This is a genomic window from Stenotrophomonas sp. STEN023 (genome assembly GCF_056760135.1).
On sequence record NZ_JBRREF010000007.1, the window covers coordinates 82,926 to 95,289 of the forward strand.

At 63.2% G+C, this 12,364-nt stretch carries 9 protein-coding genes; 7 read left to right on the top strand and 2 right to left on the bottom strand.

Translation table 11 applies throughout. The annotated features are described in order from the left end of the window. The first annotated feature begins 23 nt into the window (after positions 1 to 23). The 5 genes from ACVOLV_RS03475 to ACVOLV_RS03495 all read left to right on the top strand — a co-directional run bounded on the left by ACVOLV_RS03475 (position 24) and on the right by ACVOLV_RS03495 (position 4,742). Positions 24 to 1,589 (top strand): hypothetical protein, encoded by a 1,566-nt coding sequence (locus tag ACVOLV_RS03475; RefSeq protein WP_481553156.1) that lies wholly within the window; start codon positions 24 to 26, stop codon positions 1,587 to 1,589. Continuing rightward, positions 1,589 to 2,836 (top strand): hypothetical protein, encoded by a 1,248-nt coding sequence (locus ACVOLV_RS03480; RefSeq protein WP_481553157.1) that lies wholly within the window; start codon positions 1,589 to 1,591, stop codon positions 2,834 to 2,836. The genes ACVOLV_RS03475 and ACVOLV_RS03480 overlap by 1 nt, the downstream gene beginning before the upstream one ends. After that, positions 2,833 to 3,804 carry a hypothetical protein gene (locus ACVOLV_RS03485; protein WP_481553158.1) on the top strand — a complete coding sequence of 324 codons (972 nt, stop codon included), beginning with the start codon at positions 2,833 to 2,835 and terminating at the stop codon, positions 3,802 to 3,804. Before ACVOLV_RS03480 ends, ACVOLV_RS03485 begins: the two co-directional genes overlap by 4 nt. 71 nt (positions 3,805 to 3,875) lie before the next feature. Then, positions 3,876 to 4,373 carry a hypothetical protein gene (locus ACVOLV_RS03490; protein ID WP_481553159.1) on the top strand — a complete coding sequence of 166 codons (498 nt, stop codon included), beginning with the start codon at positions 3,876 to 3,878 and terminating at the stop codon, positions 4,371 to 4,373. A 57-nt stretch (positions 4,374 to 4,430) separates the two neighbouring features. Further along, positions 4,431 to 4,742, top strand: coding sequence for a hypothetical protein (locus tag ACVOLV_RS03495; protein ID WP_481553160.1), 312 nt, complete (start codon positions 4,431 to 4,433; stop codon positions 4,740 to 4,742). Between the two features lie 701 nt (positions 4,743 to 5,443). On the opposite strand, the gene ACVOLV_RS03500 is transcribed toward ACVOLV_RS03495, so the two are convergent. Next, a complete protein-coding gene (locus tag ACVOLV_RS03500) occupies positions 5,444 to 6,520 on the bottom strand; it encodes a DUF5694 domain-containing protein (protein WP_481553161.1) in 1,077 nt (358 codons plus the stop codon). A 318-nt stretch (positions 6,521 to 6,838) separates the two neighbouring features. Between ACVOLV_RS03500 and ACVOLV_RS03505 the strand changes: the two genes are divergently transcribed. Both ACVOLV_RS03505 and ACVOLV_RS03510 read left to right on the top strand, forming a co-directional pair. After that, complete coding sequence (locus ACVOLV_RS03505; protein WP_481553162.1) at positions 6,839 to 7,462, top strand: ECF-type sigma factor; 624 nt, start codon at positions 6,839 to 6,841, stop codon at positions 7,460 to 7,462. A 23-nt stretch (positions 7,463 to 7,485) separates the two neighbouring features. Beyond that, complete coding sequence (locus tag ACVOLV_RS03510; protein ID WP_481553163.1) at positions 7,486 to 10,239, top strand: protein kinase domain-containing protein; 2,754 nt, start codon at positions 7,486 to 7,488, stop codon at positions 10,237 to 10,239. Positions 10,240 to 10,261: 22 nt separating this feature from the next. On the opposite strand, the gene recQ is transcribed toward ACVOLV_RS03510, so the two are convergent. Next, positions 10,262 to 12,064 (bottom strand): DNA helicase RecQ, encoded by a 1,803-nt coding sequence (gene recQ / locus ACVOLV_RS03515; RefSeq protein WP_481553164.1) that lies wholly within the window; start codon positions 12,062 to 12,064, stop codon positions 10,262 to 10,264. Between the last annotated feature and the right edge of the window lie 300 nt (positions 12,065 to 12,364).

Genomic DNA, 12,364 nt, shown 5'->3' on the forward strand with positions numbered 1-12,364 from the left:
GGCTTCTTCTTTCTGGAGACTCCATGACCATCACGGCAAATGACCGTCGCAAGAGCTACGACGGCAACGGCGAGGCAACCACCTTCAACGGCCCGCGGGCCTTCCTGTCGTCGCACCTGTCGGTTCTGTTCGGAACCAATGGCGCTTTCACGTTGGTGCCACCGAGCCAGTACACGGTTCGAGGCCTCGGCCTGCCGGAAACGACCCTGCAATTCAACGATCCGCCGGCTGCCGGCCTGAAGATCCTTATCTTGCGCACGGTGCCTCTGGACCAGCCGACAGACATCACCAACCAAGGCGCGTTCTTGCCGGAGATTCATGAGGACGCCTTCGACTACCGGGTGATGCAGCTGCAGCAGCTGTCAGATGACTCAATGCAGACGGTGATCGACGCGGTGACCGGTGCGTTTGTCTGGGATGCAAAGGGGCAGCGCATCATCCGTGTGGGCGACGCGGTGGCCGAGGCTGACGCACTCAACCTGCGAACAGCCCTAACGCTGATCGAGCAGACGCAGACCGGCGGTGTCGGCGTGACGCCCATGCTGTTCCTCTTCCAGGACGACAACGGCAACGGCCTGGCCGATGGCGTCGCCACCGACTTCCCCATTCCGCAGGCGACCATCGGCGACCCGTCGATGTACGACGTTTACTTCGAGCAGGTTGTGAACGCCGGCGACTTCGTTGGCATGCGGCCAGGTGTCGATTACACGATCATTGTCGGCGCTGACCCTGGTGATTCGGTGATGCGCTATGCCGTGGCACCGGCAGCAGGGCTGCGCGGGTTCGCCGTGCTTCGTGGTTATGCACGTCCATGGGCGGGTGATCCGCCATTGACCACGACGGCCATGCGCCGGGTGCTACTGCCTGGCGACAACCTACTGGTGGATGGAACCTACGAGAACGCCCTGATCATCTGCCAGTCCGACGATCCGACCACGATCACCATCCGGGCAAATACCGGCAGCGCGTCCGCGGACTGGCGAAAGGGCGACTTTGCGCCGCACTTCATGGTGCTGCAGGCCGGGTTGGGGAAAGTGACGCTGGCCATCCAATCGGGCGGGACGCTGCAGCCGCCGGCCGGTTTCGCTCTGGAGACGCGCGCGCAGGGTGCGTTGATCAGCGCATTGGCCAAGCAGGATGACAGCTGGTGCGCAGGCGGTGACCTGCTGCGGCTGGCCACGGAGCCCGCAAAGCAGGTGTTCCGGCTGATCGATCGCACGGTTCTGCTCGGAACCAACATCGCCACCGGCACCGGCAAAGACAGCTTTGTCCTTCCCTACGATCTGATGCTTGATGAAGTCGCTGCGCGCGGGTTGTACGCGGGGCTGGCAGTAGCGCAAGCGACCGGCGCAGTGCTTACCGTGGACGTGAACGTGGATGGCGTGAGCATCCTTGCCACGCGGCTGACCTTCGACAACAACGAGCGAACGACCATCACCGCGGCAACGCCTGCTGTTTACAGCACTGCTTTTCTGGCCGCAAACCGGATTATCCCTGCCGGCTCCGAAGTGACGATTGATGTTGACCAGGTGGGCACGGCGCTGGCCAAGGGTCTGGCTGTGTATCTGCGCGGCGCGAGGGCAAGCTGATGGCGGCCCGCCTGTCATTGCGGCCGGACCTCGACCAGAACGTCGATGGCCTGCCGCTCTACATCACAGGGACGCTGCCGTATGTGGCATCCCGGTTGGCGTATGAGGGGCGCCTGCAGATCCACAACGCCATCGGTCGCTGCTCGGTAGAGATCCTGCCGGGTAGCGACGCGCTGCCGCCTGGCAGCTCGATCTATATCGACCATGCAACGCAAGAGATCGTCATCGTCTGGCCGCCGTACAGCCAGTACGTGACGCCTCTGGAGAATCCCGGTTTTGAAACGGGCGACACCAGCGGCTGGTCGTTTGTGCCGCGCGGCGGCAGCGCAGTACCGGTGGTGGACACCGCCCATCGCTACGAAGGCGCGCACTCGCTGAGGTGGCCTGGTGGTCGCGGCATGGGCAATGAGGGCGGCATCGAGGTCGAAGCGTGGAACAACACCATCGGGCCGTGCCTTCCCGGTCAGCGGATCACGACGCGGTTCCGGGGCATGTACAACCCTGCCGGCCACCACTTCGGTAGCCAGTACAGCGCACTGGTGCGGTTCCTCGACAGCGCGGGCAATCCAATCGGCGCACCGCAACGCGGACAGGTGTTCAAGGGGCGTGGCCAGAACGGGCGGTGGAACGACGCTTCCGTCAGCGCGTCAGGGCCGAATGGTACTGCCGGGGTCCAGCTCGGTGCGTGGCTCACTGGTTCCGGCGCCCCTACTTGGATGGATGCGGCGAGCTGGGACGTGCCATCTGAGCTCGGTGTCGATGAGGTTGGCCGCTACCGCATCGCGTTGCGGATTCGTGACTCGGCTGGCCGTGCCGCCATCTGGACCGGTGAGCTAGGAGAGTTCCGCGCGTATCTAACCAGTGCGCCATATCCAGTAGTCGTCGGAGATTCGGTAGGGCTAACTCCCGTCTTCTTGTCTGCCTCCACAGCCATTGGACTACTGGTTCATCTACAGCCGGCAGAAGACTTCGTGCGCCTGTCGCCGGTTTTTATCAGCGCCGCAACAAGGCCAGTCCAGTGGGCGCATGAGCAACCTGCAGAAGACTTCCTATTACTCGCGCCAGTATTCGTTTCGGCGAGCACAAGGGTGATCCGCATTCCACATGTTCAACCTGCGGAGGACTTCGTAAAGCTTTCTCCGATCTTTGATTCCGCTTCTACCAAGAAGGTTCTGAGCGCCAACACCATGGAGCCCGAAGCCGTAAGCCTTTCTCCTATCTTTGTCTCAGCGAGCACATCACTATGAAAAAGACCACCTTTGGCCTAGAGGGCCTGTTCCAGTTTGAGAAGCGTAAGGTTCTCGGGGTTGACGCGCAGGGCGAGCAGATCCTGTCCGAGGCAGAGGTCGTCCTGCCGTGGTTTGGCAACCTAATCACGAATGGCGGACTGAACATGCTCGGGAATACAGCGGTCAATGCGCTGACCTTTTGCCGTCTTGGAACTGGAAACGCAGCCCCTGCCTTCACGGACACCGCACTAGTAGCCCAAAGCGGATCTGCTAATGGTGCAGGCACAGGAGCTGCGTCCGGCATATCGGTCGATGCAACTTATATGTACAACCGGGTTTCGCGTCGGTTTACCGCTGGTTCGGTGTCGGGCGTGAATCTTGCAGAAGTAGCCATGGCCCCGGCTGCGACTGGAGCTATCTTCTCGCGCGCACTGTTGAAGGATTCCGGCGGCACCCCGACCACAATCACGTTGGCACCTGATGAGATTCTGGACGTCATCTATGAGTTGCGCTGCTATGTTGCGAACAGCGACGTTGTGGTGAATGCCACAGTTGACGGCGCGGCATGCACGATAACGATGCGTCCACATGGCTGGCCGACCTCCGGCCACTGGGATAAATCAGCAGCAATCCTGGGCTCGGCTTTCGTAGTCGGCTACCGCGGCGATAAGCATGCAGAGACGCAGCCCTCTGCTGCGACCGTCGAGCCAGCTACGGCCAGCATCAGCGCAGGCGTGCCTACTTCGAACGCCTACACCCTTGACAGCTATCTGAGGACCTACACATTCAACCTAGGGCTGACCTCCGCAAACTACGCCACAGGGCTCGGGGTGGTGGCGCTGATGGGGGGGGCGAGTGCGACCGATAACTCATCTCGGACGCCGATTGGATGCTGGAGTTTCGGTTTCAATCCGAAGCTGAATAAAACCGCAGAGCGAACCGCCAATGTAACCGTCGGGTTTAGCTGGGGACGCCATACGCCATGATTCCTATCCTCTCCATCGTTCCATACCCCGGCCCTTGGTCGGCAAGGATGCGGAATCACCGAAATCCTCTGGTGGACTATGAGGTGGGCGGTATTGCCATCAATGACCCGTCGCAGGGATTGGGAGGGTATGACTGGACAGCGGAGTACGACCTGGCCGATGGCTGGGTCTACGTCTGGCGGGAGGACCAGGGCAAGGCCAGCAAGGTCGGAGTGCTGCAGCGCCCCGGAATCATCCGCATCGGTCTGGCGTTCGACCAGAACATGCGGGTGCACCTGTGTTGGACCGATTCTGTCGGAACCTTCCTCTGGCGCTATTCGGCGGACACGGGTGAGATGGTCGCGGTCCAGATTGCCGGCGCATCAAGCCCCTGCATCACCATGGACGACCACCGGCCCGAGCGCGTTAGCGATAGCGACATCATCCTCAGCTACATCTCGGGGACGCAGCTTTGCTTTCGGGTGCAGCGGGAGCTGTACGACGTGGTCCACGCCGCCGAGCTGGGCACCACGGCCGAGCTCAATGCCTCGGGTATGGCCGGCTTCCGGTTCCAGTGGGAGTGGAGGTAGGGCCTTGTACTGGCCGCGTTCTCACCAAGAGAGACGCGGCTGGTCCATCCTCTGGCCATGCTCCCAACCCCATACCACTGGCTCGACAACCCCGACACCTGCTACCTGTGCTTCAACTACCAGACGGTGGCGGTGCTGCAGATGGAGATGGGCAGGGTAGCTGGCACCATCAACTGGCAAGGCCGGTCCTTCTGTTTCAAGGCCGGCTCCTACCGCCAGGGCAAGATGTGGGTGGAGCGATGGATCGCTGCACGGGGCAACGATCTGCCCAGTCGGCCGGTGAGGCCGCGCCGTCGATCGCGTGAGAAGGCGGTGCTGCAGGCGCTGATCAGCAAGCGGCCGGCGGCCGAGGTGAGGGTGCCGAGGTGAGCTCGGCACTCTATGGGATGGATGTTGATTTCCAGCGCCTCCGATGAAGGCGGGGAAAATCAACATCGGCGTATGGCGTTGCCTGGTGGACAGATCGGTGATCGAGAACTTCTCCAGCCCGCTTTTGTAAAGCGCCGAACTGTTCCAAATCGTTGATTTGTTAAGCCCTGCCTCGCCAGTTTGACGAATCGGTCAAATCACCGGAATTGGGGTGATTTGGGGGTGGCGTCAATTCCTAGTATCTGAAGGAATTGAATGTAATCAAGCCTTTGGCGGGGCCAGAGCGGCCGCAAGGCGCGGCTCGATTTCGCTCCGCAAAGGAAAGTTCGTCCACGCAGGATCAAGCACTTACCGGTGATCTATTGCACATAGTTGCGGAGCGGGAAACCGACCCAAACCATTGTGCCGCAAGGGTTTTTCATCAGACTTTTAATCTTTTGGTCGATGGTTCGAATCCATCACGGCCCACCAGCATTGCAAAGGCTTCGGAGCGATCCGAAGCCTTTTTTGTTGCCCCGAAGAAAGCGACCGCTGCGCGAGGGCCTGAATTGGCGGCTCAAACCTGGGCCGCGTAAGCGAAGCGCATTCGGGAGACTGGAATCCAGCGGTATTGAAGCTTGTTCTCGGGAAGCCCCGGGTGCGCTGCGCTTGCCCGGGCTACTGATGGTGCAGGCCGCGGCGTTCGCCGCGGCCTTGCTGTGTTACTTCAGCAGGGTCTGCTGGACGTCGACGATGCGTACGTCGTGCATCTGCTTGAGATAGGCATCCAGGTAGGCCTTGTGCGAGGCGCCGACCAGCACCAGCGTGCGCATGCCGGGCCTTGGCCCCATCAGGTCGCGGATGTTGGCGGCCATGCGCAGGTTGCGGGTTTCCCAGGAGGTGACATACATGCGCCCATAGCCTTCCGGAGAGGGTTCTTCCAGTGCGGCGCCGTAGTCACTTGCGAAGGCGACCGGGGCGATGTCGGCGCCGTTGTCACGGCGGTATACCGCCAGTACTTTCTCCGGCGTGTCGAGCTGTGCGTCCAGGTTGCTGTACTGCGCGCTGCGTTGCTTGGAAGCCGGGTTGTCCCATGCCTTCCGGATCGCCGCCACATAGGCCTTGGGGTTGGGGCCGTACTGATCCGCGCTGTGGTCGTCGGTCGGCCAGAGCCGTTGGTGTCCCAGCCGCACCGCCAGTTTGGCGGCGATCAGCGTGTTTTCATTGCGACTACTACGCAACACTTCCAGTGCGTCCACCAGTTCCTGGTTCAAGCCGCCCTCTGCATGCCGCTCCGGCGCAGGCAGGTACAACCATTGGACCAGTGCCGAATCACGTTCGCCCGCTGCGAGGAACTTGGCGGCTAGTTCGCGGCGCTGGGCCGCGCTTGGTTGTGCTGGCCAGCTTGCCAACAGCGTTTCCGCTGCCGCGTATGCGGCTGGCACGTCCAGTCCGGTTGCCTTCGCTGCGGCCGACAGGTCGGGGCAGTAATCGTTCACCGTCAATCTGTAGCGGCCAGGGTAGCGGCGCAGCATGTCGCACTGCTGTCCGGATACCGACTCGACGGCGATCGCCTGCGGGTGCCACGATGCCAGCCGGTCGATCAAGGCATCGAGCGAGGCGGGGTCAAAGCTTGCCGGCAGACTGGCCATGTGCATGGTGCCGAGCACCGCGACTTCGTTCTGCGTCCCCTGTTGTGGCCCCTTGTGTGCACCGGGATCGAATACCTGTGCCTGTGCCGTGGCTGCCAGCATCCCCGCAGACAACAGCGTGCCGATCAAAACGTTCCTTCTCCACATGCCCTGCATTACTCCCTGCTGCATAGAATCCGCCGATCAAGCGCTTTTCAGGCGCGAAGTGGCGCAGATTCCAATGCCGTGGAAATGTTGTCAACGGCCATCAGTACTGTGTCCTCGGGCTACCGTGGCTTGACCGGGGCGGCGCGGATGCAGCGGGGTTGGGGCCTTGGGCCAGCAGGCATCGATGTGATCCACACAGTGCATGCGTTGTGACCGCTATCGCTGTTTGCTGGCAGTTGTTCAACGACACGAGCGACTGTAAGAGTGCGCCGCAGCTGTCACCCGAACGAACAGTTGCAGCCATCGTGGTTGGATCTGATGGGGACTGGTCCTAATATGGCCAGCGCACCGTTGGTTGCCGTTGTCGGCATCCAGTCATTGGGGACAGGATTGAGCAAGCAGATCACGCAATTACTGCACCGCTGGCAACAAGGCGACATGGATGCACGCGAGCACCTGTTCGAGGCCTTGTATTCGGACCTGATGCTGATTGCCCGCAATCGCCTGTCACAGCAGACCAATGGCACCTTGCAGCCGGCGGCGCTGGTCAACGAATCGCTGATGCGCCTGCTGGGCGCTGAAGCCGATTACAAGGATCGCGCCCACTTCGTTGCCATCGCCGCGCTGAAGATGCGCTCGGTACTGGTGGACCATCTGCGCGCACGCGCGGCGGACAAACGCGGCGGCAACGCCGAGCAGCTGACGCTTTCACATGCCGACCAGGTGCCGGATGAAGCCGGCATCGGCTATGACGTACTGGCGCTGCACCAGGCCTTGAATCAACTGGCCGAGCTGGAGCCACGCGCGGCAAGCACCATCGAGCTGACCTACTTTGGCGGCATGAGCCGTGATGAGATCGCCCTGGTGCTGGATGTATCCGCTCCCACGGTCGACCGAGACCTGCGTTTCGCGCGGGCCTGGTTGAACCGGCAATTGCGCTGAGCACTGATGGCCAGGGGGCACTAGTGGGCGGTGAACGTTGGCGGCAGGTGCGTGCGCTGTTCGACGCGGTAAGTGAGTTGGCGCGCGAGCAATGGCCGCAGGCCGTTGCCGAAGGCAGTGCCGATCCCGCCGTGCGCGAGGAGGTGCTGCAGCTGCTGCGTTCGCAGACGGTAGGCCTGAGCCGGGTCAGCAATCGCCTGGACACTGCGCTGGCACGGGCGTTGGCACCGGAACTCGGGGTCGGCGAGCGGCTTGGCCCGTGGCGGCTGACCGAGCGCATTGCCCAAGGCGGAATGGGAACGGTGTTCAAGGCCGAACGCGCCGACGGTCTCTATCAGCGCACCGTTGCCATCAAGCTGCTGCACGGCATGCCGGGCGCCACCGAAGTCGAACTGCTTGGCAGTGAACGGCAGGTATTGGCCGATCTGCAGCTGGCCAATGTGGCGCGGCTTTACGATGGCGGTACCACGCCCGACGGCCATCCCTACCTGGTGATGGAGTACATCGATGGGGTGCCGCTGGACCGCTGGTGTGAAGAGCAGGCGTTGGGGCTGCAGGAGCGGCTGAGCCTGTTCCTGGAGATCTGCACCATCGTGCAGTCTGCGCACGAACAGTTGGTGCTGCACTGTGACCTCAAGCCGCGCAACGTGCTGGTGCAGGCCAATGGTCAGCCGGTATTGCTGGATTTTGGTTTGGCTCAGCTGCTCAACGAGGCACGCGACAAGCGCGACTCCGGCTATTGCACGCCCGCTTATGCCAGCCCGGAACTGATCGCCGGGCACAATGTCGGCGCAGCCAGCGATGTCTACAGTCTTGGAGTCATGCTGGTGGAGATGCTGACCACCCGCGCCTGTACGCGTGAAGCCGAGAATGCTGGCGAAGCCGTGCCTGCAGCAAGCGCGAGCGCGCCGGCCGACCTGCCTTGGCGGCGGCGATTGCGCGGTGACCTGGATGCCATCGCGGCGCGTGCCTGCGCCAGTGACATCACTCTGCGCTATCGCTCGGTGGAAGCCTTGATGGCCGATCTGCGGCGCTATCAGGAACTGCAGCCGGTGGTTGCCCGCAACGGCGGTCGCCTGTACCAGTTGGGCAAGGCGCTGCGCCGCAACTGGCAGGGTGCTGCGATCGCCGCGGGTGTCAGTGCCCTGCTCGCGGTGTTCGTGGTGGGCTTGTGGCAAACCCGGCGGCAGGCGCAGGAAGAGGCGGTCGTCGCGCAGCAGGTCAGCAACTTCATGGTCGGCATGTTCGAGACTGCCGATCCGTTCCTGCGTACCGAGCGCGGCGCCGAGCAACTGACGTCGCGGCAGCTGCTCGACAAGGCCTCGCTGCAGGTCGCACGCGACCTTGCCGATGCGCCGGCGCAGCTGGCGCGGATGCGCGCGGTGCTGGGCGTTGCCTACCAGAACGCGGGTGCCTCACACCAGGCCGACACGTTGCTGCAGCAGGCCTATGGCGGTTTCATGGACCCGCGCGTGGCGCGCCCCTTGGATGCGGCCAATGTGCTGGCGGATCTATCCGTGCAGAAAACCATGGATGGCGATGGTGAACTTGGGGCGCAACTGGCAGCGCAAGGCCTGGATCTGATCGGGCGCAAGGGCCCGGTGGTGATACAGGCGCGTCTCTATAACGCCAAGGGTCTGGCGCTGGTCAACCAACAGCATTTTGATCTTGGCGAGGCCGCGTACAACAGTGCGGTGGCCTTGTACCAGGATGCGACCGATACGGACGTTGCGACCGAAATAAGTGAGCTGTCCTACAACAAGGGCCTGATGTACCTGCGCTGGGGCCGCCAGCAATCGGCGGAACGCGAGTTCCGGCAGATGCTTGCCAGCCTGCACGGTCGGCGCACCTCGCTGGCATTGGCGGCGGAAATGCGGCTGGCACAGATCTTCCGCGAGCAGGGCCGCTATGCACAGGCATTGCCTTTGCTGCAGTCGGGCATGCAGCATGCGCTGGAACTGTACGGTGCCGAGAGCGGCTTCGTACGCCAGCAATATGATGGCCTGGCAGATCTGTACCGGGACTCCGGCGACTATGCGGCGGCGGAGCCGTACTACCAGAAGCGCAATGCATTGAGCGCGCGCCTGGATGGTGTGGACTCGGTCGAGTACTCGATGGGCCTGTTCAACTATGCATCGTTGAAGGAACTGCGCGGCGAATTCGGCGCGGCCGAAGATCTGTATCGGCAGACGTTGCTGATCCGCACGCAGAAGCTGGGTGCGGACTCGCCCACCAGCCTGCGGGCGGAGAGTGGGCTGGGCGTGTTGCTGATGCGGCAGGGACGGATGGGGGAGGCCGGCCCCATGCTGTTGCATGCCGACAAGGGACTGACGCAAAGCCTGCCGGAGGATGCGCCCGGTCGCGTGGAAGCGCATTTGAATCGCATCGATTGGCATGTGCGCAACGGCGAACTGGCGCAGGCTCAGCGGCTGCTGGAAGCGATGCATTCGCCGATTTCGGAGGATCTGCAGCTGAGGCTGTTGACCATCCGGGCGGACTTGGCAGGGCGCATGGGGGAGGGCGCGCACGCGCTGGCGCTACGCAGGAGTGCATTGGAATTTGCCGCAGCCAAGCAGGGCAAGGAAAGTGCCGCGGTAGCCGCAGCAGGTCTGGCGTTGGCGGAATCACTGTTGCAGCTGGGGCATGCGCAGCTGGCCAGGCAGGAACTGCTGCGCGTACAGGTGCTGATGGAACGGCTGCAGGTGGCTGGCTCGGTCGACCGACGCAAGGTGGAAGGGTTGTTGCTGCTTGCCGAGCAGAACCTGCAGGGACAGTAGTTGCCCAGGCCGCGGCTGCGCCTCAACCCTGCTCGCGCACGATCTCGACCAGGCGCTGCCCGTAGCGGGCCAGCTTGCTGCCGCCGATGCCGCCAACCTTGCCCAGCGCGTCCACGCTGGTCGGGCGCTGTTCGGCGATGTTGCGCAGGGTGCTGTCGTGGAAGATCACGAAAGCCGGCACGTTCTGCTCGCGTGCCAGTTCCGCACGTAGCCCGCGCAAAGCCTGGAACAGTGACAGATCGCCGGCTTGCACCGGCAGGCCGGTGCGCGGACCGCCGCGCTCGCGCTCGCGGGTTGGTGCAGCGTCGCGGCGCATCATCATCTGCCGGCGGCCGGTGAGTACATCGCGGCTGGCATCGGTCAGGCGCAGGCCGCCATGGCTCTCCGGGTCTACCTCCAGCAGGCTGGCGGCGACCAGTTGGCGGAACACGCCGCGCCAGGCGCGCGCATCCAGGTCATTGCCGATGGCGTAGGTGCTGAGCTTGTCGTGGCCGAGCTGGCGGATGCGCTCGTTGTCGCTGCCGCGCAGGATGTCGATCAAGTGGCCGACGCCAAAACGCTGACCGCTGCGGTACACACAACTCAGCGCCTTCTGCGCCGGAATGGTCGCGTCCCATGCGGCGGGCGGGGTGAGGCAGTTGTCGCAGTTGCCGCAGGGCTTGGGATAGGTTTCGCCAAAGCCGGCCAACAGCACCTGGCGGCGGCATTGCATGGATTCGCAGTAGCCGAGCAGGTGGTCGAGCTTGGCGCGCTCCAGCTGCTTGCGTTCCTCGCCGGCCTCGGACTGCTCGATCATCTGCTTGAGCAGCACCACGTCGCCCAGGCCGTAACACAGCCAGGCTTCGGCAGCCTCGCCATCACGGCCGGCGCGGCCGGTTTCCTGGTAGTAACCTTCCATCGATTTGGGCAGGTCGGTATGCGCGACAAAGCGCACGTCGGGCTTGTCGATGCCCATGCCGAAGGCAATGGTGGCGCACATCACGATGCCGTCCTCGCGCAGGAAGCGGCGCTGGTTGGCGGCACGTACTTCCGCCGGCATGCCGGCGTGATAGGGCAATGCCTGCATGCCTTCGCTGCACAGGAACTGCGCGGTCTCCTCGACCTTGCGCCGTGACATGCAGTAAACGATGCCGGCCTCATCGCGATGATTGCGCAGGAAGCCCAGCAGCTGGCGCTTGGCGTTGTCCTTCTGCACCACTGTGTAGCGGATATTGGGGCGATCGAAGGAACTGACGAAATGCTGGGCGGTGGACAGCGCCAGGCGCTCGGCGATCTCGCGTTGGGTGGGCGGATCGGCGGTGGCGGTCAGGGCGATCCGCGGCACCTGCGGCCAGCGTTCGTGCAGAACAGTCAGCTGGCGGTATTCGGGGCGGAAATCATGGCCCCACTGCGACACACAATGGGCTTCATCGATGGCGAACAGCGAAATGTGCGCACGGCTCAGCAGTGACAGGAAGCGCCCGGTCAGCAGGCGCTCCGGTGCGACGTAGAGCAGTTTCAGCTCGCCGGCCAACAGCTCGCGTTCGACCCGCGCGGCGGTTTCGGCATCCAGTGTGGAGTTCAGGAACTCGGCGCGCACACCAACCTGGTGCAATGCCTCCACCTGATCCTGCATCAAGGCGATCAACGGCGAGATGACGATGCCGCAGCCGTCGCGCAGCAGCGCCGGGATCTGGTAGCAGAGTGATTTGCCGCCGCCGGTTGGCATCAATACCAAGGCATCGTTGCCGCTGGCAACGTGTTCGACGATGGCCTGCTGGTCGCCGCGGAAACTGTCGTAACCGAAAACGCTGGAGAGCAGTTGTTGCGCGGGACTCTGGGGCATTGCGCTAGTTTACCCGCTGGCGGCCCGAGCAGAATGACCGGTACAGCGTCAGGCAGGCAGCGACCAGCCTGTAGTGCCGAGCCATGCTCGGCAGAGGCCTTACCGATAAAGCCCTGTAGAGCCGAGCCATGCTCGGCAGAGGCCTTACCGATAAAGCCCTGTAGAGCCGAGCCATGCTCGGCTGAGGCCTTACCGATAAAGTCCTGTAGAGCCGAGCCCAGAAGCCCAGAGGCCATTCCCGGGGAGGCCCCGCCCCCGCATGCGCGGCACGAACCGCTCTGCGGGGCACCCAGTTAAGGA